Raw genomic sequence first — 23,454 nt, 5'->3', positions numbered from 1 at the left:
GTTCTTAAAAAGGAACGGTTTTTTTGTTGGATGATTTTGTACTAAAAAGGATTATAGCTAGATGAATTAAATTCTAAAATGCTTAAATTTGTGTAAAACTCTTATATAGATGGAAATACAAGTTGAAAATGAAGAATAATGGAAGCATCATTACATTTTGTATTTGAAATAATAAAAATCTCTATTTTAGGATGTTTTTATGCTACTTTAACTCTTATAATATTTCTATTATTAGGTAAAATATTCCCTCAAAGTTATTTTTCTCAAAGAACGAAAATGAAAAAAGAAATATGGTGGTTTTCAGGACTTATCATATCATTTCTTCTTTTTATCTACATGTTTACTTACAGCGGAGATCATGGCTTAGGAGATGGTGCAAGAATACCGATAGGGTATTTTAAAGAAGTAAATGAAATTAATGGGACTACTACTTCAATTAACCCTAAAAATTACCAATATGGCTCTATGTATGTTCATGGTTTTGAGATGTCAAAAAAATATTTGGTTGGTAAAAGTGAGGTAAGTCCTGTAGATAGACCAAAACCTTTTTTCTCTTGGGATTTATCGAAAGATGAAATTGTTTTTTATAATTCAATGGAAGAATATAATTTATTTGCCAAACAAAATGAGTTACCCACTGTCTCTGAATTTAAAACTTTTAGAGTACATTATCGAAAACATTGGGGAGGCTGGAAATTTTGGTTATTACCGTGAAAAACCAACGTAAAACAATAGCTAAAAGACGTTTGTGGCTTTGTTACTAATTTTTAGTTCACTACTTTTAAACAAGGTTGGTCACGGCCGATAGTTTCGCTGCTATTTAACCAAAAATCCAGCCTATACAAACCCGTCAGACTGTCTCAAAACTATTAGATATTACTTATCTTTAAGTATGCAGTATCTTCAAAAACAACCTCGTACACAGATTACACTTTTTACTACTTGTCTAGACGATATGATTCCTTTGGAAAACTCTGTTCGTATTATAGATAATTTTGTAGATTCTTTAGATATGAATGCATTAGGTTTTAATCCTTTACAAACACAAGGAAGACCTCCCTATAATCCTGCGGATTTGTTAAAGCTCTATATCTATGGGTATATGAACAGAATTCGCTCTTCTAGACAATTAGAAATTGAATGTAAAAGAAATATAGAACTCTTTTGGCTCATGGGGAATTTAAAACCTGATCATAATACTATCTCTCGTTTTAGAAAGGAGAATCCCAAAGCTATTAAAAGAGTCTTTAGGGCTACGGTAAACATTGCTAAAAACCACAATCTTATTGGGGCTGTTTTAATTGCTGGTGACTCTACCAAACTAAGAGCACAGAACAGTAAGAAAAACAACTACAACCCTAAAAAAGTACAACGACATATTGAGTATATTGATAATAAACTCCTAGAACATGAAGCTGAACTTGCTAAGGAGGATGAACCTGATAAAAGAGAGGAAATCAAACAGATCATCAATAAAAGAAAAGAACAAAAACATAAATATAATCAGATCGCTAAAACTCTAAAAGGGGATACAACTTCTGACAACCCTCAATTGTCAACCTCTGATCCTGAAAGTAGACATCAAATTGTTAGAGGGAATATTACAGAGGTATGTTACACTGCGCAAACAACGGTAGATGAAAAACACAAAATCATTATTGACTATTTAATTACCAATCAGAGTGATAAAAAAGAGATGGGGACGATGCTCAGAAGAGCCAAAACCATTTTAAGAAACAATCGTTTTGTAGCCTTGTACGATAAAGGATATCATGCTGGGAGCGGGTTTAAAGTGGCATTTGATTTGGGAATCAAAACATTGGTTGCTATCCCTAATATTGGGAGAAAATCTCAAGCTCCAAACCCTGAATACAATGCTGAAAATTTTGTTTATAACCACCTTAAAGATTCCTACACTTGTCCGCAAAAAAACGAACTCAACACCAATGGAAATTGGTATACTTCTAGGAATTATAAATTCAAACAATACAGAACAAGTGCTTGTAAAAATTGTATAGTTCGTAGCCAATGTACAACGGCTAAAAATGGTAAAATTGTACAACGTACTGAGTATACTGAATACACAGAAATCAATGCCAAAAACGTAGAGAGATACCCTGATATGTACAAAAAAAGACAAGCTTTAGTAGAGCATCCTTATGGCACTATAAAAAGGCAATGGGGATATGATCATATTATAACAAAAAAAGGTAGAAAAAGAGCTAGTGCCGACTTTGGACTCATTACAATAGCATATAACCTAAAAAGACTTATAAAACTAGGGTGGAAAGCAATAGATATACTCTTTTTAACTCTAAAAGGCTTATATAGACTCTTAATTCGAGAAATAAGAGTCTATAAAGGTTTTTACTTTTTAATGCAAATAATCTTTTTTAACAAAATTAAAACAGCAAATCTTAAATTTCTGTACTTTTAAAGAAAAAAAGGTGGTTCTGAGACAGACTGCCGTTAGCATTAATTAAAAAAATGATTGATAAAAAAGAATTTTTGAACAACCTTAATTTGACACAAAACTATTGTGAGACTCAAATAGAACAACGTTCAAAAAATTTTGCATCTATTTTAAGGTCAATCAATCCAGTTATTGAAGATGAAGAATTGTTTTCTTTTAATTTAAATACATTTGAAGGTCTTGACATTAAAGATTTGTTTCTTACCGAATGGAATATTGAACCGTTTGATAGAAATAATTTTTTAACTGAAATATTTGAAAAGCAACTTAAATATAAATTAGATAATGTTATTAGCCAAGAAATTGAATTTAACGGAAGAATACTTGTTTCAGAATATGAATCTACTGTAACTGACGGAGCCTCAGAAGTTGAATCTAACGGAATTATAGATGTTTATGACTTACCTCCCATAGATACTTGGTTTTATATTTGTGATAATGGACTTTTATATAGTTGGATACCTAAAGATTTTGAAAACTTAGCTAATAATGCAATTGAAGTAAACTGTGTTGACATATTAAAATGGATGGACAGTGAAGAACATTTCAAAGACTATATGAATATATTTGGAGACGATACTTTATCAGACAAAAAATTCAATAACCTTAAAACAGAAAGAGTCTCATTATCTGGATTTCTAAAAAGACTGAAAACAAAGTATAAACAATAAAAAACATTATTTCTAATTCAGAATTAAAGGAACTATGGGAGGAGTCTGACGAGTTGAGTGCTTGGAATAATATTCAAGCGGATTTAATTAATAGACTTAAATAATTCTAGGTTGTTTAAAACCAAACCCTCAACGATACATTCGGAGTAAAGCCTAAAGAAAAACGGTGAATTACCTGTTCTATAATTTCATCTTTGTCGTTTCCACCATCTCCCGTTTCTTTAATTTCAGAACGGTAGGTATAAGACAACGGTTTTACACGGTTGTATAGATTCAAAGCAGAAATACCCAATTGTCCTTTTAAGTTGCTGTTAAAGTCAAAATCGTAAATAACCGAAGCATCCAATCGGTGGTAGTTGGGCAAACGGTGACTATTAATGTCTCCGTAGGTTACCACAGGAATGGTAGCTCCTGGAGTTTCTGGTGCAGGGTCTGGAATGTTTTCCACATTGTCTATTGGAGTAACAGGTTCTCCGGTTCTAAATTGCCAACCCAAAGAAAACTGCCATTGGTCTACTTTTAAAGTGTTAGAAATTCTAAAACTATGGGTAATGTCGTTGTTTCCAGGGAACTTTTGTTGGGCTAAGGTTGGGAACTCAAATTCAATATCGTTATAAGTATAACCAGCCCACAAACGGTAATCTCTCCAACGTTTTTTTACCAAAATATCTATTCCTTTAATGGTGCTTTTTCCCTTTTCTAAATTGGCCAAAGGGTTGCTAAAACCACTGGTATAAGTGGTTAAACCATTCAGTCTTTTGTAGTAAGAATCCAATTCTACCGTTAAGTTTTTATGGTGGTATAAAAATCCTCCAGAGACTTGGTTACTGCTAAGCATAGGGTAGTCCGTTTTGTTAGACAAACGGTACAAGTTGTTTTCCAAACGCAATTCGGTTTGGTGAGATTCTACCAACTGAGAAATGGGTTGGTTTCTTCTTTCTAAGGCCGATTTTACTCTAAAGGTGTTACTGATATTGTATTCTCCGCTAATTCTAGGTTCTAAGTAGAATTTGTCTACCACGTTGTAATACACCGCTCTTAATCCTCCAATTAACAAACCTTTTTTGTTAAATCGTTGGGTGAATTCTCCAAACACAGCATTCTTTACATTGCTCTCTTTTTGTTCTATATGTTCACTGTCTGTAGGATCTTCTGTATCTATCTTCGTCAATAAGACTCCCAAGTCTGTTTGCGACAGTTGGTAACCAATTTCTAGCTGTTGGTTTTCTCTTAGTTGTGTTTTGCTACTCAGCTGAATTCCTAGTTCTGTAATGGTGTTTTTACGGTCGTTTACTTCTTCTAAATCGTCAATAAAACCGTCGTTGTCTAAGTCTTTTATTTCGTCGTTGTTGTAAAAAGAATGGTAGTTGGAGTAGTAAGCAGAAATTTCTTCGGATTGCTTATTATTGCTGCTTTTGTGTTTCCAGTTAAAGCTTAGTCCTTTGTTTATGGTGTTTAAGGAATCGTTTTTGGTTTCTCCATCTGCAGTAAACGTAAAATCCATTCGGTTTTTGCTATACAAACCACTCAATTCAAGTACGTTATTTTCGTCAGGTTTGTGAATCACTTTTAGGTTTAGATCGTTGAAAAAGAATTCATGTTCACTATTCTCATAATCGTAATCGTCGTCGGTTTCTATGTTTAGAATATTTCCGTTTTTATCGGTTACTGTACCAAAATTGGTGAATATTTTTTCTCCGTAGCTATCATAGGTTGGAGTTTGGAGTACATCTCCATAAGACCTACGAGCAAAGGCATAAACAGCTGTTTTTTTGTTGATAGGAGCTTTCACAAAGGCATCCATTGCTAAACCGTCCAGTCCAAATCCGCCTGTTATTTTTTCTGGAATTTGGTTTCCAGAAGTAATGTCTATAATCCCCGAAATACGATCCCCATACGCAGCACTCGTTCCAGATTTAAAAATACGAGCACTTTCGGTAGCAGAAGGATTAAAAGCAGAAAACATTCCGTAGAAATAGCCCGTGTTGAATAGTTTTATACCGTTCCATAAAATTAAATTCTGGTCTGGGGAACCCCCTCTAATTTGAATTCCTGTAGCAGATTCATCCAAACTGCTAATCCCAGGAATTAACTGAATAGATTGTGCCAAGTCAGCTTGTGTTAAACCAGGTAAAATCCCCAAGGTTTTACTCGTAACTTTAATAGAACTATCGGAGTTTCTATCAATTCCAGAAGTAATATAACCCGTTAATACCACTTGTGCCAATTCCTGTAACTGAGAAGCATTGGGGTTTTCTACAATTACATATTGGTTGTCAGTAATTTTTTTAAAACTGTAGCCAGTATAAGTTTCTAAGAATAGTAATAAATCAGCTAGGTTGATAGGTTTGTAGTTAAGCGTTATGGTTTGTTCTTTCACCAAGGCAGCATCAAAAGAAAACTGAATATGATAATACGTTTGTATTTCATCAATAGCTGTTGTTAATGGAGTATTTGTAAACTTCCAATGTTTGTTGTTTTGAGAGTTTAGATTCAAAGAGATTAGTAAAATAACAAAAAAGAGAGTTGCTCTCATAACTATTTAGAAATTACAAGTGTTGTACCGTCTTTAGACAGTTGGTATTTAATTCCTAGGGCACCTAGGGTGGTTTGTAGGGCTTGGTTTAAGTTGTTGTGAACAAATACACCCGTGTACACTCTGTTGATATTCACATTTTGGTTGTCAATTTTAATAGGGTAGTAGTTGGTAATATCTGTCAATACAGTGGCAAAATCTTGGTTTTTATAGCTAGAGAATCCTTGTTTCCAATCTGGTGTGGTCTTGTTAAAGGTATCTTTGGTAAAACTTCCCGTTTTTTGTTGGAAAGCAGCCTTAAACCCTTTGGTTAAAATCGCTAGATGTTGTTCGTTTTTGTATTGTACTTTACCAGTATAACACTTTACTTCAGTTCCTAGTTTTTGAGTTTTAATATTAAACTGTGTACCCAATACAGACACAATTCCGTGATTGGTTTTTACATGGAATCCCTTTCCTTTGGTTACTGTAAAATAAGCTTCTCCGCTCAGACTTAGTTTTTTATCATCTTTCCAAAAGAAACGTTTGTGTGTAAGGCTAGAATTGCTATTTAAGTTTACCACAGATCCGTCTTCCAAAGTAATATCAATCTTTTCACCAATGGCAGTAGTGTAGGTTACACTAGATTGTAAAAATGCGTACGAACCTATTAAAATAGCAATACTTGCAGCTACCGAAATCCATAGCTTAATTACTTTTGTTTTGGTTGTATTAGCTTTTAGTTTCGCTTTTACTTTAGTCAAGGCAGATTCAGTATCTACAGTTGGGGCAGCTAATGTTTTGGCAACTTTGTTTAGGGTATTAAATTCCTTATAGGCTTCTGTTTTTTCAAAAGCGATACGTTCCTCTTCACTCAGTTCCCCTGCTATCCATCTTGCCAAAAATGTATCGTCGTTAGTGTAGTTTTCTTCCATAAATTATGCAGTTCTTTAATATAAGACCGTAAAAGCAGTAAGTACCCCCTAATTAAAATTTATATTCTTTTCCAATATGTTCTCTTAGCTTTAGCATAGTCTTGCTCATTCTCCTTTCTACAGCTTTTATAGTTAATCCTGTTATTTCTGAAATTTCCTTGTATGATTTATCTTCAATTCTACTTAGTAGAAACACCTCTCTATCTTTGTCTGTTAGTAGGTTGATGGCATTGTTTAATTTTTCTTGAAATTCCTCTAGTTCTAAATTAAAAGCAGGGTTTTCGTGTTCTACAGGATCTAAGACAGTTTTCTGATGTTTTAACACCACCTTTTGATGGGCAACATCGTTTAAGAACATATTTCTACAAGCGGTGTAGATGTATGATTTTGCTTTTGAAAAGGAAATGGTTGCGCATAACTTCCAAAGTTTTACAAATACATTCTGTACAATATCTTCTGCTTGTTCTAAATTTCCACACTTGTAAAATATAAACTTAGTGGCTGGTTCATAGTAAGTTCTGAACAGGTGATTGTAATTTTTTTCTTCGCAAATAGAGGGCTCTTTTGTCTTCATTACACTTTTTAGTTGGGGTAAATATAGAAAAGTATCAATATAGATAGAAATTTTAGGGGGATGAGCTTAAAAAAAATGTCTTAGTAGTAAATCGTAATACCATTAGACAAATGAAATATAAAATCCTGCCCTTTTTCTTATTCTTTTTTACGCTAGGTTTTTCTCAAGAATGGAAAACCAATTTTAAGGAAGCTGTAATAATTGCTCATGAAAAAAATCACAAAGTAATCGTTGTTTTTCAGGGATCCGACTGGTGTGCCCCATGTATTAAGTTAGACAAACAAATATGGAGCACCACTTCTTTTAAGGATTATGCCAAAGAGCATTTTGTAATGTTAAAGGCAGATTTTCCAAGAAGAAAAAAGAACAAACTATCCAAAGAGGTACAAGAACAAAACAATCAGCTGGCCGCTAAATACAACCCTAATGGAATTTTTCCTTTTGTAGTCATTTTAAATTCTGATGGAAAAAAAATAGGAGAAACCAGTTATAAAAAGATGTCGGTTGAGGAATACATTCAACATTTAGAAGCTTTTTAAGGATGAGACAACTAATTATTTGCCTTTTGCTCTGTGTTAGTGTAGCACAAGCACAGATTTACAAACGTTCTCTAAAATTGATGGGGAGTGGTTATGAAATTACTGTATTGGCCGATACCAAAGAAGCTGGAGACAACTATATAGGTTTAGCAGTTGCTGAGATTCAACGTATAGAAACAATTATTTCTAGTTGGGATGTAAACTCACAGACCTCTAAAATCAATAAAAATGCAGGAGTACAAGCTGTAAAGGTAGATAAAGAGTTGATTTACTTGATTGAACGAGCGGTGAAACTATCCAAACTAACCGATGGAGCTTTTGACATTACCTACGCTTCTATGGATAGAATCTGGAAGTTTGATGGTAGTATGAAAGTAATGCCTAGCCAAGAAAAAATAAAAGCTTCGGTGGCCAGAGTGGGCTATCAAAAAATAGTGATTGACAAAGAAAAGCAAACGGTTTACTTAACAGAGAAAGGAATGAAAATTGGCTTTGGAGCCATTGGTAAAGGTTATGCAGCAGACAAAGCAAAGGCTTTATTGCAATCCAAAGGAGTTAAGGGAGGAATTATAAATGCATCGGGAGATTTAACCACATGGGGCACTAGACCCAGTGGAAAAGATTGGTTGGTGGCAATTAAAAATCCGTTGAACAAAGAGAAAGTGTTCTCGTGGATGCCTGTAAAAGATGGAGCGGTGGTTACTTCTGGAAATTACGAGAAATATGTAAAGTTCAATGGAAAAAGATATACACATATCATAGATCCTAGGACAGGATATCCAAGTTACGGAGTGCTGAGTGTTTCTGTCTTTGCTAAGAATGCAGAAGTGGCAGATGCTTTGGCAACATCCATTTTTGTAATGGGGGTAGATGTAGGAATCGACTTTGTAAATCAGTTAAAGGGAGTGGAGTGTATTGTGGTAGATGCGGACAATAAAGTGCACAGTTCCAAAGGAATCAATTTAAAAGAAACAAAACATGATTAAGAAAGTAACAATGGTACTGATAGTTGGAGTATTGGTGAGTTCTTGTGCAGTATTAAAACCTTACGAAAAAGTCAATATCAACGACCCGGATATGGAGTTGTCAGCCAATAAATCCAATCGTTTTGAAACTGCTTTTCAGGTATACAGAGAAGCAGCATCGGGAGGAAACGGAGGAAAAACCGGTGGAGGATGTGGATGTAATTAAAAAATGAATCAACAAGAGAAGAAATAATGATGTTTAAAAACAAAATGAAGCTAATAACCCAACTCCTTTTTTTGATGTTTGTAAGTGTACAAGCCCAAAAAACACAAAAATCTGCCCCAGACAAGGAAAATGATCCACCTAAAACGTATCAGAAACGAGTATTAGAAGCTACAGAAGTTGACTTTTTAACAAGCTATTACCAACAAGATGGTAACAATGCAGCTGTAACTGGGGGGATTGGTTCCGAAAAGTTAACAGATTTTACCCCTACCGTTGTGATTAGTGTTCCTTTAAATGCCAATGATGTTTTAACGATAGATGCGGGAATTTCTACTTATACATCAGCATCTTCTAGTAATTTAGATCCTTTTGATAGTTCGGGTGCATCTGCAAATGGTGAAGGCGAGGATGATGATGATGACGATGATGATGATCACGGAGGAAGTGCAGCAGGAGTAACAGGTAATCCTTGGGTAGCTTCTTCTGGAGCTTCGAATATGGATACTTGGGGAAGTATAGCAGCTAGTTATAGCCATAGTTCTGACGATAGAAATACTATTTGGAATGCCAATGTTTCGTTTGCGGCTGAATATGACTATATGTCTATTGGTTTTGGTGGTGGGTTGACTAAGTTGTTCAATGACAAGAATACAGAATTAGGTATAAGTGCTAAGGTTTTCTTAGACAATTGGATGCCTAAATATCCTACAGAGTTAGATTCTTACATAGAGGCAGGTAGGGATGTAAATAATGGTTTCTTTCAGGGAGTAGATATTTTAAATGAAAATGGGGTTGTGGACAGAACTTGGAAACCTATAGATAGTTTTAATTTGATTCAGGATACAGGGAGAAATACATATACTTTCTCTTTTAGTTTTTCTCAGATTCTGAGTAAAAATGTACAAATCTCCATTTTTTCGGATGCGATATTACAAAGCGGGTGGTTGGCAAATCCAATGCAACGTGTGTATTTTAAAGATAGACCGAATTATTACATTGGAAATGCAGCCAATATTTCCAATTATACATCGCCTGTAAATACAGATGTTTTCCACTTGGCAGACGATTTGGAGCGCTTACCAGATTCAAGGTTTAAGTTGCCTATGGGGGCAAGATTCCATTATTACCTAAATGAAAATTTAACTCTAAGAACCTATTACCGATATTATTGGGACAACTGGGGAGTAACAGCACATACAGCAGAGGTTGAATTGCCAATTAAAGTAGGAGAGCAATTTACTTTATATCCGTCCTACAGGTATTACAAACAAACAGCTATGGATTATTTTGCTCCTTACGAGGAACATGTCTCTACCAGTCAGTACTATACGTCCGATTATGATTTATCTGCATTTTCTGCCAATCAAGTTGGCTTGGGGATAAAGTATACCGACATTTTTACAAAGTACAAGATGGGTAGAGTTGGGTTAAAAAATGTGAATTTAAAATACAGTAACTACACAAGAAGCAACGGTTTAAAAGCGGGAATAGTTTCTTTTGGAATGAAGTTTATTATAGAATAGTTTTACCTTTTTCCTTTTGATAACACCAAGCTATAAATTAAATAGTTTGGTGTTTTCTTTTTTATAGAGATGTTCTTTTAAGTAGTATATTTGCTACTGATTTTATTTAGAAGATGTCAGAGAATTCAAAGCCCAAAAATATTTCCGATAAAGAAGTAAAAGACTGTATAAATACTATAGAGTCTTTATTACAAGATACCAATCAGCTGTTTGAAATGCCAGAGGAGCAACGCGTTGCTTTAATGAAAGTAGCAGGTTTGTTAAGCAGACCTACTAAAGAAGAGCAAGATAGGAGGAGAAAAGATGCAAAAAAGGCAGCCAAACGTAAACAGCAAGAAAGAGATAAACATGCGCGTAAAGAAACAGGAATACGTTCTGCCAGAGAAGCTGCTGTTTTTGAAGCACCAAAAATGTTGACTTTTACCGAAGTTGAAAAAGACGATACACCTGAACTAGAATCGCCTAGAAACTGTTATGTGTGTAAAACATTGTATACCAAACTGCATCATTTTTATGATAGTATGTGTACAGAATGTGGAGATTTTAACTATGCAAAACGTTTTCAATTAGCAGATTTAACAGGACAAGTTGCAATAATGACAGGTTCTCGTTTAAAAATAGGATACCACATTACTTTAATGATGTTAAGAGCAGGAGCAACGGTGATTGCAACCACTCGTTTCCCCGCAGATTCAGCCATTCGTTTTGCAAAAGAAGCGGATTATCATGAATGGGGACATCGTTTAAAAATTCATGGATTAGATTTAAGGCATATACCAAGTGTAGAGATTTTCTGTAACTACATAGAGCAAAAATACGATCGTTTAGACATCTTAATCAACAATGCTGCACAAACGGTAAGAAGACCTGCAGGTTTTTACACGCATATGATGAAGGTAGAAGAATTGCCTGTGAGTGATTTACCTGTGCTAGCTCAAGAGTTGTTAAAAGATCATCACGAGTGTTTACACGAATTGCAACAGCTAAGTGGACAGGTAGTTGCAAATAATAAAAATGTACCAGTTACTTGGCATGGAGAAGAACCTGGAGTAGGGCTTAGAGCTTCTGCTAAGTTGTCTCAAATTCCATATAGCTTTGATAATTCTTTAAGTCCGGCAGAAGTTTTTCCAGAAGGAGAGTTAGATGCAGACTTACAGCAAGTAGATTTACGTAAAACGAACAGTTGGCGATTGAAAATTGGAGAAATTGAAACTACTGAAATGTTAGAAGTTCAGTTGGTGAATTCAGTAGCTCCTTTTGTGTTAATCAATCGTTTGGCTGAGTTAATGAAGAAGGAAAACACGGGTAAAAAACACATTATTAATGTGTCTGCTATGGAAGGAAAGTTTTATCGCTTTAAAAAAGAAGATAGACACCCGCATACCAATATGGCCAAAGCTGCTTTAAATATGTTAACACATACATCAGCTTCTACACTGGCAAAACATGGAATTTATATGAATGCTGTAGATACAGGTTGGGTTACCGATGAAGATCCTGCAGAATTGTCTAAAAAGAAGGAGCAAGTACATGACTTTCAGCCACCTTTGGATATTGTAGATGGAGCTGCTAGGGTGGTAGATCCATTATTTGATGGAATAAATACAGGAAAACACTGGTGTGGTAAATTTCTAAAAGACTACAAACCTATTGATTGGTAGTCTTTTAGTAGTATGTATATTTGTGCACTATTTTACTTTCTAAAAAAGCATTTGCTATGTCTTTGCAACAGGTTTGTTATTGTCTATAATTGCATTTTGAACATCTGCAATATTAAAGGCTGCCATCAGTGCTCTAGTGGCTTTATCACCTTCAAACAGTTCGTTTACAGTTCCTTTCCAAAGACATAACCATTGGTTAAAATGCTTTTTAGAAATAGTGTAATCAAAAGCTTTATCCGTTTTTATGTGTTTATGGGTTGGGTTTCCTTTAAACTTTCGAATTCCAAAAAGATTTGTTTCCCAAAAATCAGTCAGTTTCTCTAAGTGTTCTGGCCATGCTTCCTCTGGAATCATTCGGTTAAAAATAGGTCCTAATAAATCGTCTTGTCTTATTTTTGTATAAAATGTACGAACCAACAGGTTTACATCTTCTCTATTTTGGATGTCATTTTTCATGTGTATAAAGATACGAGGATTCTGTTTTGTAATAATCAAATTATTTTAAAATTGACATGGGTTATTGTGATGAATAATAACTGTAAAAAACCACCTAACAAACTGTTGTTTAATAGGTTTTAAATTGATGATAAAACGAGCTAAAGCGTTTTAATTCAAATGTTTAGGTGTGTTTGTTTTTTGTCTGTATATTATTAACTATTATTTGATCTATTTTGTAGATTCATTTTGTATATTTGGGCACAACGTGAAATTAAAACTCAATCATCTTTATACATGAAAAAATTAGTATTTTCATTGCTATTGTTGTGTGGATTTGTCTCAACCGGGCAAAATTTTCCTCAAAATCCTGACCCAAACAAGTGTTATATTAAAGTTACTTCTCAAGATAAATACGAATACAAAAATATAAACATAGTAAAGGAGCCACAACATAAGGTTATTAAGGTGATTCCTGCTCAGTATGAGGTGATTAATAAAAAGGTTTTAGTAAAGCCTTCTTACAAAAAAATGGTAGTTGTTCCTGAGGTATGGGGTACAGAAACAGCATCTTTTGTAAATCAAGATTTAGCTTCTCAAATTACAGTTACACCACCTGTTTTTGAAATTAGAAGAGATACCTTAGAAGTAAGCCCTGGTTTTAGTAGATGGGAAGTAGGAGGAAGGAAGCCAAATTGTTTTGATCCAGATCCAGATGCTTGTAAGTTTTGGAAGTACAAAACATATCCTGCTAAAATAGAAGAGTACGATACTAAAGTGGTAGTACAAGAAGCTACATTTAATACAGCAGTAGGAAACAAGTCTACTACTACTTACGATAAGTATGTTTTATTAGAGCCAGCAAGAATTGAAGAGGTAGTTGTACCAGCGGAGTATAAAGATGTTCAGAAAAATATTTTAATTAAAGATTCATACGTTGTTGAAGAGGTAATTCCGGCTGTAAAAGAGGTGGTTCAGAGAAAGGTATTAGTACAAAGAGGTGGAATAGTAAGTTGGAAAGGAGTTGAGTGTTCTTTACTAGATTATCAACCATTACCAGTTAATTGGGAATACAACAGTTCTAAATTAACAGATATTGCAAAATCTACAATTGATGCTACGTTAATGCCTGTATTGATATACAATCCTGGAATTCGTTTGGAAATCGCATCACATACAGATTCTAGAGGAAACAGTTCTGTAAATAAGACACTTTCTGAAGCTAGGGCTAAAGCAGTTGCAGATTATTTAGTTTCTAAAGGAATACAAGAAAATTTATTAGTTCCTATAGGATATGGAGAAACAAGATTAAAAAACAATTGTACAGACGATGTTGTTTGTCCTGAAGATGAGCATGAGAAAAACAGACGTACTGAGTTTAGATTGCTAGAGTAGAATATTAGCAAAAAATACAGTACTTGTAACTATAAAAAGGGTGAATATTGAAATAGATATTCACCCTTTTACTTTTTGTTGAATTCTATAATCATTAAAAGATATTGAAAAATATAAAAACAATACATAGAGGAAGCAGTTCTGTAAATAAGATACTTTCTGAAGTAGAGCTAAAGTAGTTTCTAAAGGAATACAAAAGAGCTTATTAGTTCCTATAAGAAATGGAAAAAATAATTGTACAGACGATGTTGTTTGTCTTTAAGAAGAACATGAGAAAAACAGGCGTATTGAGTTTAGATTACTAGGCGAGAAGTATCAGTAATAAAAACAGTACTTGTAACTATAAAAAGGGTAAATATCGAAATAGATACTCACCCTTTTTATAGTTTGTTGAATTCTTAAATCTTTAAAAGATAGTAAAGTATACAAAGGCAATATAGCTTGCTAATAAAAGGAGTCCTTCTTTAAGACCAAATTGCATCTTTTTTGGGAAGAAGCATAGTGGTAATATTATAAAGGCTATTCCTAGCATCCAATATATGTCGTTGTTTACAATTTTAATATCGTTTACATGAATGGGTTTTATAATGGCTGTAATTCCCATAACAGCTAATATGTTAAATATATTAGATCCAATTAAATTCCCTAATGAAATTGCTTTTTCTTTCTTTATGATAGCGATTATAGAAGCTGCTAATTCAGGAATACTAGTCCCTATAGAAACAATGGTTACCGCAATAATACGTTCGCTTATACCCAATTCTTTTGCCAATCCAGTTGCACCTTTAATTAACAATTCAGAACCAGCCCATAACCCTATAGCACCAATAATAAGAAAGAATAAAATTTTATAGACAGGGATACTTAAATTAGGAATATCTTCATCCTCTTCGATCGCGTTGTTTTTGTTCTTTTGATGAAATTTTAAAAGATATAGCAAGGATACTATTAGTACAATGAATAAAATAATTCCTTCTGTTCTGCTAATTTGATGATCAAAAACAATAAAGAAGTATAAAAGTAGAGAGGAGACAATCATAAGTGGCCAATCTAATTTATAAAAGGTTTTATCTATGTTTATTTTACTCAAACATACAGTTAATCCCAATACTAAAGCAATATTTGCAATATTAGAACCAATTACATTTCCTAAAGAAATATCAGAGAACCCATCCAAAGCAGACCTGATGCTTACAATTAATTCAGGAGCAGATGTAGCAAAAGATACTACTGTCATTCCTATAACTATTCTAGGAATATTTAATTTAACAGAAATATTTACAGCAGCTTTAAGAAGCCAATCACCTCCTAAAACTAAGATTATCAAACCTGTAATAATGAAAACTAGAAACATTTTATTATATTTATGTATTGCTTTAAAATTCTATGACATATGAAAAGACTAATTTTTAAACTTTTAGCAGTTGCTAATAAGCTCTTTTTGCCTACTTATTCCCATAGAGGAATAGATTTATTTAAGGCATCAAAAATACAATTATTAATAATAGAATGGCGTTGTTTTGTAACCAAACATTCTTTGTGAAAAAAGTGTGAAATTTATTTTGCTACATTGTACTTAAGTCGTATATTTGCATCCGCAATCGGCTCCGTAGCATAACTGAATAGTGCACTTGATTACGGCTCAAGAGGTTGGAGGTTTGAATCCTCCCGGAGTCACAACAAAGCCCCTAGTTTTACTAGGGGCTTTTTTTATTTATAGATTTATGGCTTAAATTTTTTTTATGTTAATTATAAAAAAAAACTAAGCGATAGGATTACATATTGGATATTGATTTTTTACTTTTACTACAGCCAAATTGGACTTCAATGAGAAAGCAATTATTTTTCTTCGTATTTTTTATAAGTATTACTATTAATGCTCAATATAATACTAATAAAAAAACTTCTTTTAGGGATAGACTTACTACAGCAGGTAGTGTATTAAAAACATCTTTTAAAACCATTCCCTCTGATTTTAAATATATGGGGAAAAATGTAACCGAAGATTGGAAGCAAACTGCTTTATATACAGGTATTGTAGGAGCTTTGATAGCCTTTGACAAGCCTTTAACAACTTTATATCAAGACCATGTAGAAGACAATATTCAATACAAATTACCGGCTATTACTGTTAATAATGCTGATTTTCCTTGGTTAGCTGGAGAAGATGCTTATATGTTTTATACCATGACAGGTGTGTATGTAGCATCGTTATTTAATGGAAGTGAAAAAGGACAATATGCTGCTGTTAACGGTTATAAAGCTTTGATATACTCTATAGCCATTTCTCATACTTTTTTAAAAACAGTTTTTGGACGTAAGAGACCTTATCATCATCTAAGGGAGGGCTTAACGGAGGATCCTTTAACCACAACAGATAACCCCTATGATTTTTTCAATAGTAGACAAGGGGAATATATTTTCTCCAGTCCTCATGGAACAGCGTTACCCTCATTACATGCAACTGCTTTCTTTGCAATGGCTAAAGTATTTCAGATGGAGTATGATAATTATTGGGTTCCGTATGGTTTTATGGCTGTGGTGTTTTGTTCAAATATAAGGGGACACCAACATTGGCTTTCTGACATGGTACTTGGAGGTATTGTGGGAACAGTAATAGGGCGTTCTATTGTAAGAAGTAGTTGGAAAGAAAGAGGTATTCTTCCAAAAAGTAAAAAGAAGTTTAATGTTAGCTTTATTCCCAATATATCTACTCGATTTAATGGTTTAACACTATCAGCTACTTTTTAATTGTAATCTAAATATTGTTGGATAACTTTTCGGTGGCTATTATTATCCATTTCAAAATTTTCAATCAAGGTATTTAAGCCAGATGGTTTTTCTTTACCTATTAAGTTTTGGTTGGAATATTTTGTGAAATGAACACTGTATCCAGTTTCTTTTTTTTCAATAACTAGATACAAATCATCTTTGATTGGAGTATAAGCTATTTGATCAAAAAAGGTTGATTGATCCTTTACAAAAGGAGAAAAATCGTAGTAATCTAGTAATTGCTCCATTATTGAATTTCAGCAGACAATCCTAATTCAAGTAATTTAGAACATTTTGGTTCTAAGTCTTTGTATGCACCTGTTTTAACAGAGCATTTCCCTTTATAGTGAACAAGCATTGTACATTGTTCCGCTTGAATAGGTTCATGATCACATACGTCAATCAATGCACTAATTACAAAATCAAAGGTGTTTACATCATCATTGTATAATACAATTTCGTACTCTTTTATTAGTTGTTCGAGTACTTCAATGCTTTCTTGTGTTTTTTCTATAGTATTCATAATCAGATGCAAAAATAAGAAATTATTTGTCTAGTTGTAGACCTACCCAGTTATTTTTTGTGTATGTTTTTTTAATTATCAAACCTATATCTTTTGTTCTAGCTTCTAAAAAAGGAATGTCTTCTTTATAGAACCCACTTAATAAGAGTTTACCACCAGTATTTAGACAACTGTTAAAGGTATCCATATCATTCAAAAGTATATTTCTATTGATATTAGCTATAATCAAATCGTATTTTTGATCTTTTAATAAAGAAGCATCACCTTTATAAGCAGTTACGTTAGTGCAATTATTTACAGCTGCATTTTCTTTTGTATTAATGTAACACCATTCATCAATATCAATAGCATCTACTGCTTTAGCTCCTTTCATTTCAGCAAAAATGGCTAAAATTCCTGTACCAGTCCCCATATCTAGAACTGTTTTATCTTTTAGGTCTAGTTCTAGAATGTGCTGAAGCATTAAATGTGTTGTTTCATGGTGTCCTGTACCAAAACTCATTTTAGGTTCTATTACTATTTCGTACTCCATTCCTGTTTTTTCGTGAAAAGGAGCAATAACACTTACTTTGTTTTCTACATGTATAGGGTCAAAATTATTTTCCCATTGAGCATTCCAGTTTACTTGTTCTATTTCTTCAAAAGAAAAAGTAATGTTGAATTCAGAGGATTGTAATGCAAAAATATTTTCTAAGATACCTTCGTTCCAATTTTCTTTTTGAATATACGCTTTAACTCCTGTTTCAGTTTCTTCAAAGCTTTCAAAGGGAAGTTCTCCTAATTCAGCAATTAAGATTTCCGATGCAGGTTGCAAAGGAATTATTTTAAATGTATATCCTATGTAATTCATGAATTCTAGTAAATGTATTGGGATACAAAAATAGCCAAAAGCAGTGATACTTTTGGCTATTTGTATAATATTATAAGGATTGTATACCTAATAAATTAGATCGCTTTAATTACAGCAGCAAAATCTTCAGCTTTTAATGAAGCACCACCAATTAAACCACCATCTACGTCTTTTTTAGAGAAAATTTCTTCTGCATTAGAAGGCTTACAAGAACCACCGTATAAGATAGATACGTTTTCTGCAACTTCTGCTCCGTATTTGTTAGCAACTAATCCACGGATAAAAGCATGCATTTCTTGAGCTTGATCTGCAGAAGCAGTTAATCCCGTTCCAATTGCCCATACTGGTTCGTATGCTAATACAATGTTAGACCATGCAGCAGCATCTAAATGAAATAAAGCTTCAGAAATTTGTTTTTCTACAACTTGCTCTTGAGTATTTGCTTCTCTTTCTTCTTTTACTTCACCAAAACAGTAGATTACTTCTAATCCATTAGCTAATGCAGCATCTGTTTTTTTAGCTAATAAAGCTTCGTCTTCTCCAAAGTATTCACGTCTTTCAGAGTGTCCTAAGATTACTGTTTTAACACCAATGCTTGTTAACATTTCTGCTGAAATTTCTCCAGTGTAAGCTCCACTAGCTTCTTGGTGCATGTTTTGTGCAGCAACTTCTACAGCAGAACCTTCAGTAGCAGATGCTACAGTTGTTAAGTTTACAAAGGTAGGAGAAACAATTACTCTAGTGTTTTCTAAAGTAACATCTTTTAATTCGTTTACCAATCCTTCTGCTAAAGCTTTAGAATCGTTCACGTTTTTGTTCATTTTCCAGTTACCAGCAACTATGTTAGTTCTCATGATATTTAATTATTTGATTTATTTAAATTTTTTAAAATGTCTTTATCATCAGCGTGAATAGCTCGGTACAATACAACCTTCCCCAAAGGGTTGATGACAATATACCTAGGAATCCAATCTAAATCTATATTCTCTGCAAATATACTTTTCCAACCTCCATTTACATAATAATGATCGCCTTTTATACTAAAACGTTTTATACCATTTTTCCAAGCTCTTTGATCTTTATCTAAAGAGATGAAAACATAACTAATATTGGGGTGTTTTTCTTGTACTTCTTTAACTTTAGGCAATCCTTTTATACAATCACCACACCATGATGCCCAAACGTCTATTAATACTGTTTTTCCTTTGTAAGAATCTAGTACTTTCTTAAACGTTATTTCTTCTCCGGTATGTGTAATAATAGGAGCGTTTAATAATTCTTGAGAAAACTGTTTGTCTTTTGGTGGTTTACAGTTTATAAATAATAAACTAAAAAAGATGATGGCTATTTGTTTCATGTCTGTTATTTTAATTCTACACTTGGATCTAAAATACTGTATGAAATATCAACTAAAATATTTAGAATGATAAAAAATGCAGCAATGGTTAATATACTTCCTGATATAACAGGTAAGTCGGAAGAATTTAAAGCGTTTACAATTTCTTTTCCTAAACCATTCCAATTAAAGATATATTCCACAAAAACGGCACCAGCTAAAAGCGAAGCAAACCATCCAGAAATTGTAGTAACTACAGGGTTAAGAGCATTTTTAAGAGCATGTTTTTTTATGATATGATAGGTAGAAAGTCCTTTGGATTTTGCAGTTCTTATATAGTCTTTGTTTAAAACGTCTAATAGAGAGTTTCGTGTTAGTTGAACCACAACCGCCAAAGGTCTAATACCAAGTACAATACTGGGTAATAGGGCATTTTTCCAGACAATTTTGGTACCTTCTCCAAAATCATCTACCTCAATAAGATTTCCTGTCATACCTAATCCTGTAATTTCGTGCAATACAAAACCAAACAACCAGGCAAAAATAATAGCCGAGAAGAAAGAGGGTAAACTCATTCCTAAAGTACTAATTACCATAATAAATCTATCTAAAATTGAATTTACTTTTAATGCAGAAATAACCCCTAAGATTAACCCAATTAAAAGTGCTATACAAATTGCAGAAACTGCCAAAAGAATGGTGTTTGGGAGAGTTTCTGCTAGTATACTACCAACGAGTTTGTCATTTTTTTGAAAAGAATTTCTAAGGTTTGGGGATTTTAAAACGGTGATGAAGTTTTTAAAAGAGAATATTTCAATTCTTGAGATTTCTTTTTTTAGATAACTATAATTATTAGGGTTTGTACTGTGGAACGAAACAGGAGATAGGTCGTTTATATAGTTTAGATATTGAATATGCATTGGCAAGTCTAATCCATATTTAACCTTTATGTTTTTTAATTGTTGTTCATCTTCTCTTTGATCCAATAACATTCTAGAAGGATCACCTAATAAGTTGAACAAAAAGAACAAAAGTGTAGCTACTCCAAATAAACTAAAGAACCCTTTTAAGATGTTTTTGGCTAAAAAAGAAATCAATTGTTACAATTTAAGATTCAGTTGCTTACAAATATACCACAAGTTAACTAAGTAGAATAGGCTTTTATAGTCTGTAATTAAAATTAAAATAAATTTTACAATATAACATTTGCTATTAAAATAGTAATTGCTTTATATTTGTAGTGTACTAGATTACTAATACACTAAAAAATATGATACAATTTAAAAATTTCGATTTTTATTACTCTGAGAAAAAGCCATTGTTGAGTGATATTAATTTTGACTTAGAAAAAGGAAAAGTTTATGGCTTGTTTGGAAAAAACGGAACTGGAAAAACCACCTTGCTAAAAGCAATGTGCGGATTGGTTTTTGCGAAAGGGGGAGAGGTTACTCTAAATGGAGTCTTACCAAGTAAAAGAACTCCCAGTTTTTTAAATACCATATATTATGTACCAGATGAGTTTACCTTGCCTAAGCTTTCAATAAAGCAGTATGTAAAGTTATATTCAATCTATTATCCTAATTTTTCTTTTACAGAATTCGAAAGTTATTTGGTAAAGTTTGAAATCCCAGTAAAAGGGAAGCCTTATGAGTTTTCGTTGGGGCAACAAAAAAAGTTTTTAATAGCTTTTGCATTGGCTTGTAATACAGCTTACTTGTTGTTAGATGAACCTACCAATGGTTTAGATATTCCTTCTAAAAATCAATTTAGAAAAATAATTGCCTCTACAATTTCTGATGAGAAAACAATTATTATATCCACACATCAATCTAGAGATTTAGAAAATCTATTAGATCATATATTAATTTTAGACAAAACAAGTTTAGTATTAAATAGTTCTGTAACAGAGATTGTAAAAAAAATTAAGTTCACTAAATATACTCAAGAACCAGATCCTGAATTTTGCTTGGGAGTATTGGAGGTAATGGGGGGGTATGCTGTTGTGGAAAAAAATGAGGATAAAGAGTTTACTCAAATGGATTTGGAGCAGTTAATGAATGCAGTATTAGAGCATCCAAAAAAGTTTAAAGAAATATTTAAAAATGAAAAATAGCTATAAAATGAACGACTTATTTAATTTTTTAAGGTTTAAAAATTTAGTGCTTTCTTTTTTGTTAGAAAAAGGAAAGACGGCCTTGTTATATGTGTTTCTAATTACGCTGGGTGTATTAGGAATTATGGTCTTTACGATTAACGATTACAAAGGTTTTACAACAGCCAGAGAGCTATTGTTTATTTTGTACTTAATTATACTTGTAGCTTTGGTGATAAATTTAACGACCAAAGATTTAAAAATAAAAAATAGAATGGCACAATACCTATTAACACCAAGTTCTAGCTTGGAGAAAGTAGTGTATATACATTTTGTTTTTTTCTTGTTTTTAGGGGTAGCATTGCTCTTATTTAGAGTGTTAGATTATTTAATCATTTATGAAATCATACCTTATCATGAGTTCAACAAAATAAACAATCTATCTTCTTCTAGAGAGTTAATTATAGAACCATTAGATTATTTAAAAGATGGTATGCTTGTTTTTTATTTGGTTATCTATATAGTAACTTTTACAACTTCAATTTTTCAGATAACACCCAAAGGCACTTTTGTGAGTGTGTTAAAGTTTGCGATAATACCTGTGTTTTTTATAGTGCCATCGTTGGCGAATCTGGCTGTTTTAGGCGATAGAATCACATTTACAACAAGCAATCTTTTTTCTTTCCCTTTTCAAAAAGTAAGATTCAAAAATCGCATTGCAGAAAAGTATTCAATTTATCAAGGAAGTAGTTTTACAACCATAGAAATAGCTCTCTATTTTTTTCTACCTATTGCCATAATGATAGCATTGGTCTATTATTTTAAACTAAAAGAAAAAGAAGTATGAGTATAGCATTTAATAACAATAAGGCTATTTATTTACAAATAGCAGACAGTATTTGTGATAAATTACTGTTAGGAACCTATGAAAACGAAAGCAAAATTTCGAGCATAAGAGAAACCGCTGTCCAATTAGAGGTAAATCCTAATACAGTGCAGCGATCTTATGAATGGTTGCAGCAACACGAGATTATATTTACCAAAAGAGGTTTGGGGTATTTTACAAGTGTGGATGCTGTAGATAAAGTAATAGAGCTAAGAAAAAAAGAATTTATAACAGAAGTATTACCAGAGGTCTTTAAAAACATGGAGTTGCTAAACTTAGATGTAGAGGATATAAAACAGGAATACAATAAGTATCTAAAAAAATAGAAAATGAAAACAAGTAATAAAATTTTAATCCTTTGTATGATATTTTATTTAGGGTTTGTAGCATATGATAAATACGATATAAAAGTAAAGTACGATAAAAGAGCAGAAAATAATTTTGTTGTACAAAAAGAATTAGATTCTTTTGAATTTAAACATGTAGTGGTAGATGGGGCAAATGTAGGTACGGTAGATTTTAATAATTCTAAAGGTTTTACAGGAATTGTATATAATGATTATATAGGTGAGCTTTTTGATAGAGTTGTTAAAAATGACACTCTATATATTACCTATCATTCAGAGCTTAAAAGAACCAATTTATTAAAAAAGAGAAAGAATCGAATAGAAGTTAAATCTAATACAGTAGAATCTATTACTGTTAAAAACTGTCATTCTGGAATTTGGTTATACAAACCATCCACTTTAAAAGTAAATGTGCTTTATTCTGCTGATGTTTTAATGAAAGCAAATGGTATGGATAGTTTGTTTGTGCATGTTTCTTCTTATTCAAAAATTAAATTTCAGACAAACAAAAAGAAAAAGGTAGGTTTTGCCAGTTTAATGGTAGATACAAATGGACTTATAGATGCCAAAGCTTTAAAAGTAGAAAATGTAAAAGTAGAAAAGCAGGATGAAGGGAGAGTTTTGTTACAGAAAGATTAGATCTTAACTATTTTAAAATTAACACTTTATTAAACAAATAAATGATGGTTTTACAGATTCATCGTTGTAAATTTAATCGCAGATGATTTTAATATTA

Annotated in this window: 25 protein-coding genes and 1 tRNA gene; 15 read left to right on the top strand and 11 right to left on the bottom strand. The window is 32.7% G+C overall.

The window, feature by feature from the left end; translation table 11 throughout:
* The first annotated feature begins 138 nt into the window (after positions 1–138).
* The 3 genes from ACXHHC_RS03925 to ACXHHC_RS03915 all read left to right on the top strand — a co-directional run bounded on the left by ACXHHC_RS03925 (position 139) and on the right by ACXHHC_RS03915 (position 3,144).
* Positions 139–714 (top strand): hypothetical protein, encoded by a 576-nt coding sequence (locus tag ACXHHC_RS03925; RefSeq protein ID WP_458228351.1) that lies wholly within the window; start codon positions 139–141, stop codon positions 712–714.
* A 178-nt stretch (positions 715–892) separates the two neighbouring features.
* Positions 893–2,437, top strand: coding sequence for an IS1182 family transposase (locus ACXHHC_RS03920; protein WP_458228350.1), 1,545 nt, complete (start codon positions 893–895; stop codon positions 2,435–2,437).
* A 50-nt stretch (positions 2,438–2,487) separates the two neighbouring features.
* Complete coding sequence (locus tag ACXHHC_RS03915; protein ID WP_458228349.1) at positions 2,488–3,144, top strand: hypothetical protein; 657 nt, start codon at positions 2,488–2,490, stop codon at positions 3,142–3,144.
* Positions 3,145–3,259: 115 nt separating this feature from the next.
* On the opposite strand, the gene ACXHHC_RS03910 is transcribed toward ACXHHC_RS03915, so the two are convergent.
* The 3 genes from ACXHHC_RS03910 to ACXHHC_RS03900 are packed head-to-tail and all read right to left on the bottom strand — an operon-like array spanning position 3,260 to position 7,168.
* Positions 3,260–5,680 (bottom strand): TonB-dependent receptor plug domain-containing protein, encoded by a 2,421-nt coding sequence (locus ACXHHC_RS03910; protein ID WP_458228348.1) that lies wholly within the window; start codon positions 5,678–5,680, stop codon positions 3,260–3,262.
* 2 nt (positions 5,681–5,682) lie between these two features.
* The gene (locus ACXHHC_RS03905; protein WP_458228347.1) at positions 5,683–6,594 is read right to left on the bottom strand and encodes a FecR family protein; all 912 of its coding nucleotides are present in this window, start codon (positions 6,592–6,594) and stop codon (positions 5,683–5,685) included.
* A 52-nt stretch (positions 6,595–6,646) separates the two neighbouring features.
* The gene (locus ACXHHC_RS03900) at positions 6,647–7,168 is read right to left on the bottom strand and encodes an RNA polymerase sigma factor (protein ID WP_458228346.1); all 522 of its coding nucleotides are present in this window, start codon (positions 7,166–7,168) and stop codon (positions 6,647–6,649) included.
* 110 nt (positions 7,169–7,278) lie between these two features.
* On the opposite strand from ACXHHC_RS03900, the gene ACXHHC_RS03895 reads away from it, so the two are divergent.
* The 5 genes from ACXHHC_RS03895 to ACXHHC_RS03875 all read left to right on the top strand — a co-directional run bounded on the left by ACXHHC_RS03895 (position 7,279) and on the right by ACXHHC_RS03875 (position 12,082).
* On the top strand, positions 7,279–7,707 hold the full coding sequence (locus ACXHHC_RS03895; protein ID WP_458228345.1) for a thioredoxin family protein: 429 nt from the start codon (positions 7,279–7,281) through the stop codon (positions 7,705–7,707).
* Between the two features lie 2 nt (positions 7,708–7,709).
* Complete coding sequence (locus tag ACXHHC_RS03890) at positions 7,710–8,693, top strand: FAD:protein FMN transferase (RefSeq protein WP_458228344.1); 984 nt, start codon at positions 7,710–7,712, stop codon at positions 8,691–8,693.
* Entirely contained in the window at positions 8,686–8,898 is a 213-nt protein-coding gene (locus ACXHHC_RS03885; protein ID WP_458228343.1) for a DUF4266 domain-containing protein, read from the top strand. The genes ACXHHC_RS03890 and ACXHHC_RS03885 overlap by 8 nt, the downstream gene beginning before the upstream one ends.
* A 44-nt stretch (positions 8,899–8,942) precedes the next feature.
* A complete protein-coding gene (locus ACXHHC_RS03880) occupies positions 8,943–10,421 on the top strand; it encodes a DUF3570 domain-containing protein (protein ID WP_458228342.1) in 1,479 nt (492 codons plus the stop codon).
* Between the two features lie 113 nt (positions 10,422–10,534).
* On the top strand, positions 10,535–12,082 hold the full coding sequence (locus ACXHHC_RS03875) for an SDR family NAD(P)-dependent oxidoreductase (protein WP_458228341.1): 1,548 nt from the start codon (positions 10,535–10,537) through the stop codon (positions 12,080–12,082).
* 54 nt (positions 12,083–12,136) lie between these two features.
* On the opposite strand, the gene ACXHHC_RS03870 is transcribed toward ACXHHC_RS03875, so the two are convergent.
* Positions 12,137–12,538, bottom strand: a complete 402-nt coding sequence (locus ACXHHC_RS03870; RefSeq protein WP_458228340.1) for a group III truncated hemoglobin — start codon at positions 12,536–12,538, stop codon at positions 12,137–12,139.
* 276 nt (positions 12,539–12,814) lie between these two features.
* Here ACXHHC_RS03870 and ACXHHC_RS03865 point away from each other — a divergent pair, with 276 nt between their 5' ends.
* Positions 12,815–13,912 (top strand): OmpA family protein, encoded by a 1,098-nt coding sequence (locus tag ACXHHC_RS03865; RefSeq protein ID WP_458228339.1) that lies wholly within the window; start codon positions 12,815–12,817, stop codon positions 13,910–13,912.
* 406 nt (positions 13,913–14,318) lie between these two features.
* Here ACXHHC_RS03865 and ACXHHC_RS03860 read toward each other — a convergent pair whose 3' ends face one another.
* A complete protein-coding gene (locus tag ACXHHC_RS03860; protein ID WP_458228338.1) occupies positions 14,319–15,266 on the bottom strand; it encodes a calcium/sodium antiporter in 948 nt (315 codons plus the stop codon).
* A 249-nt stretch (positions 15,267–15,515) separates the two neighbouring features.
* On the opposite strand from ACXHHC_RS03860, the gene ACXHHC_RS03855 reads away from it, so the two are divergent.
* A tRNA-Arg gene (locus tag ACXHHC_RS03855) sits at positions 15,516–15,589 on the top strand.
* Positions 15,590–15,739: 150 nt separating this feature from the next.
* The gene (locus ACXHHC_RS03850; protein WP_458228337.1) at positions 15,740–16,663 is read left to right on the top strand and encodes a phosphatase PAP2 family protein; all 924 of its coding nucleotides are present in this window, start codon (positions 15,740–15,742) and stop codon (positions 16,661–16,663) included.
* On the opposite strand, the gene ACXHHC_RS03845 is transcribed toward ACXHHC_RS03850, so the two are convergent.
* From ACXHHC_RS03845 to ACXHHC_RS03820, 6 genes are all read right to left on the bottom strand, one after another.
* Positions 16,660–16,932, bottom strand: coding sequence for a hypothetical protein (locus tag ACXHHC_RS03845; RefSeq protein WP_458228336.1), 273 nt, complete (start codon positions 16,930–16,932; stop codon positions 16,660–16,662). The two genes, ACXHHC_RS03850 and ACXHHC_RS03845, sit on opposite strands and share 4 nt — an antisense overlap.
* A complete protein-coding gene (locus tag ACXHHC_RS03840; protein WP_458229219.1) occupies positions 16,932–17,207 on the bottom strand; it encodes an ATP-dependent Clp protease adaptor ClpS in 276 nt (91 codons plus the stop codon). The genes ACXHHC_RS03845 and ACXHHC_RS03840 overlap by 1 nt, the downstream gene beginning before the upstream one ends.
* A gap of 22 nt (positions 17,208–17,229) precedes the next feature.
* Positions 17,230–18,057 (bottom strand): 50S ribosomal protein L11 methyltransferase, encoded by an 828-nt coding sequence (prmA, locus tag ACXHHC_RS03835; protein ID WP_458228335.1) that lies wholly within the window; start codon positions 18,055–18,057, stop codon positions 17,230–17,232.
* 95 nt (positions 18,058–18,152) lie between these two features.
* Positions 18,153–18,911, bottom strand: a complete 759-nt coding sequence (gene tpiA, locus ACXHHC_RS03830; protein WP_458228334.1) for a triose-phosphate isomerase — start codon at positions 18,909–18,911, stop codon at positions 18,153–18,155.
* A gap of 5 nt (positions 18,912–18,916) precedes the next feature.
* Positions 18,917–19,414, bottom strand: a complete 498-nt coding sequence (locus tag ACXHHC_RS03825; protein ID WP_458228333.1) for a TlpA family protein disulfide reductase — start codon at positions 19,412–19,414, stop codon at positions 18,917–18,919.
* A 5-nt stretch (positions 19,415–19,419) separates the two neighbouring features.
* Positions 19,420–20,490, bottom strand: coding sequence for an ABC transporter permease (locus tag ACXHHC_RS03820; RefSeq protein ID WP_458228332.1), 1,071 nt, complete (start codon positions 20,488–20,490; stop codon positions 19,420–19,422).
* 173 nt (positions 20,491–20,663) lie between these two features.
* Here ACXHHC_RS03820 and ACXHHC_RS03815 point away from each other — a divergent pair, with 173 nt between their 5' ends.
* Genes ACXHHC_RS03815 through ACXHHC_RS03800 form a run of 4 tightly spaced genes read left to right on the top strand, consistent with a single transcriptional unit; the run spans position 20,664 to position 23,357 of the window.
* Entirely contained in the window at positions 20,664–21,506 is an 843-nt protein-coding gene (locus ACXHHC_RS03815; protein ID WP_458228331.1) for an ABC transporter ATP-binding protein, read from the top strand.
* A complete protein-coding gene (locus ACXHHC_RS03810; protein WP_458228330.1) occupies positions 21,496–22,332 on the top strand; it encodes a hypothetical protein in 837 nt (278 codons plus the stop codon). The genes ACXHHC_RS03815 and ACXHHC_RS03810 overlap by 11 nt, the downstream gene beginning before the upstream one ends.
* Positions 22,329–22,697 carry a GntR family transcriptional regulator gene (locus tag ACXHHC_RS03805; protein WP_458228329.1) on the top strand — a complete coding sequence of 123 codons (369 nt, stop codon included), beginning with the start codon at positions 22,329–22,331 and terminating at the stop codon, positions 22,695–22,697. Before ACXHHC_RS03810 ends, ACXHHC_RS03805 begins: the two co-directional genes overlap by 4 nt.
* A 3-nt stretch (positions 22,698–22,700) precedes the next feature.
* Positions 22,701–23,357 carry a hypothetical protein gene (locus ACXHHC_RS03800; protein WP_458228328.1) on the top strand — a complete coding sequence of 219 codons (657 nt, stop codon included), beginning with the start codon at positions 22,701–22,703 and terminating at the stop codon, positions 23,355–23,357.
* Positions 23,358–23,454 lie beyond the last annotated feature (97 nt).

It is taken from the genome of Wenyingzhuangia sp. IMCC45574, assembly GCF_054182685.1.
The sequence above is the reverse complement of the archived record's forward strand: the minus strand, read 5'-3'. Positions and strand labels throughout refer to the sequence as shown.

Excerpts from the sequence above, each read along its gene's own strand:
- prmA (WP_458228335.1), bottom strand. The coding sequence starts at position 18,057 with ATGAATTACATAGGATATACATTTAAAATAATTCCTTTGCAACCTGCA.
- ACXHHC_RS03800 (WP_458228328.1), top strand. The coding sequence starts at position 22,701 with ATGAAAACAAGTAATAAAATTTTAATCCTTTGTATGATATTTTATTTA.
- ACXHHC_RS03890 (WP_458228344.1), top strand. The coding sequence starts at position 7,710 with ATGAGACAACTAATTATTTGCCTTTTGCTCTGTGTTAGTGTAGCACAA.
- ACXHHC_RS03905 (WP_458228347.1), bottom strand. The coding sequence starts at position 6,594 with ATGGAAGAAAACTACACTAACGACGATACATTTTTGGCAAGATGGATA.
- ACXHHC_RS03920 (WP_458228350.1), top strand. The coding sequence starts at position 893 with ATGCAGTATCTTCAAAAACAACCTCGTACACAGATTACACTTTTTACT.
- ACXHHC_RS03875 (WP_458228341.1), top strand. The coding sequence starts at position 10,535 with ATGTCAGAGAATTCAAAGCCCAAAAATATTTCCGATAAAGAAGTAAAA.
- ACXHHC_RS03860 (WP_458228338.1), bottom strand. The coding sequence starts at position 15,266 with ATGTTTCTAGTTTTCATTATTACAGGTTTGATAATCTTAGTTTTAGGA.
- ACXHHC_RS03840 (WP_458229219.1), bottom strand. The coding sequence starts at position 17,207 with ATGAATACTATAGAAAAAACACAAGAAAGCATTGAAGTACTCGAACAA.
- ACXHHC_RS03870 (WP_458228340.1), bottom strand. The coding sequence starts at position 12,538 with ATGAAAAATGACATCCAAAATAGAGAAGATGTAAACCTGTTGGTTCGT.
- ACXHHC_RS03880 (WP_458228342.1), top strand. The coding sequence starts at position 8,943 with ATGAAGCTAATAACCCAACTCCTTTTTTTGATGTTTGTAAGTGTACAA.
- tpiA (WP_458228334.1), bottom strand. The coding sequence starts at position 18,911 with ATGAGAACTAACATAGTTGCTGGTAACTGGAAAATGAACAAAAACGTG.
- ACXHHC_RS03865 (WP_458228339.1), top strand. The coding sequence starts at position 12,815 with ATGAAAAAATTAGTATTTTCATTGCTATTGTTGTGTGGATTTGTCTCA.
- ACXHHC_RS03910 (WP_458228348.1), bottom strand. The coding sequence starts at position 5,680 with ATGAGAGCAACTCTCTTTTTTGTTATTTTACTAATCTCTTTGAATCTA.
- ACXHHC_RS03805 (WP_458228329.1), top strand. The coding sequence starts at position 22,329 with ATGAGTATAGCATTTAATAACAATAAGGCTATTTATTTACAAATAGCA.
- ACXHHC_RS03925 (WP_458228351.1), top strand. The coding sequence starts at position 139 with ATGGAAGCATCATTACATTTTGTATTTGAAATAATAAAAATCTCTATT.
- ACXHHC_RS03850 (WP_458228337.1), top strand. The coding sequence starts at position 15,740 with ATGAGAAAGCAATTATTTTTCTTCGTATTTTTTATAAGTATTACTATT.
- ACXHHC_RS03845 (WP_458228336.1), bottom strand. The coding sequence starts at position 16,932 with ATGGAGCAATTACTAGATTACTACGATTTTTCTCCTTTTGTAAAGGAT.
- ACXHHC_RS03885 (WP_458228343.1), top strand. The coding sequence starts at position 8,686 with ATGATTAAGAAAGTAACAATGGTACTGATAGTTGGAGTATTGGTGAGT.
- ACXHHC_RS03895 (WP_458228345.1), top strand. The coding sequence starts at position 7,279 with ATGAAATATAAAATCCTGCCCTTTTTCTTATTCTTTTTTACGCTAGGT.
- ACXHHC_RS03900 (WP_458228346.1), bottom strand. The coding sequence starts at position 7,168 with ATGAAGACAAAAGAGCCCTCTATTTGCGAAGAAAAAAATTACAATCAC.
- ACXHHC_RS03825 (WP_458228333.1), bottom strand. The coding sequence starts at position 19,414 with ATGAAACAAATAGCCATCATCTTTTTTAGTTTATTATTTATAAACTGT.
- ACXHHC_RS03915 (WP_458228349.1), top strand. The coding sequence starts at position 2,488 with ATGATTGATAAAAAAGAATTTTTGAACAACCTTAATTTGACACAAAAC.
- ACXHHC_RS03810 (WP_458228330.1), top strand. The coding sequence starts at position 21,496 with ATGAAAAATAGCTATAAAATGAACGACTTATTTAATTTTTTAAGGTTT.
- ACXHHC_RS03815 (WP_458228331.1), top strand. The coding sequence starts at position 20,664 with ATGATACAATTTAAAAATTTCGATTTTTATTACTCTGAGAAAAAGCCA.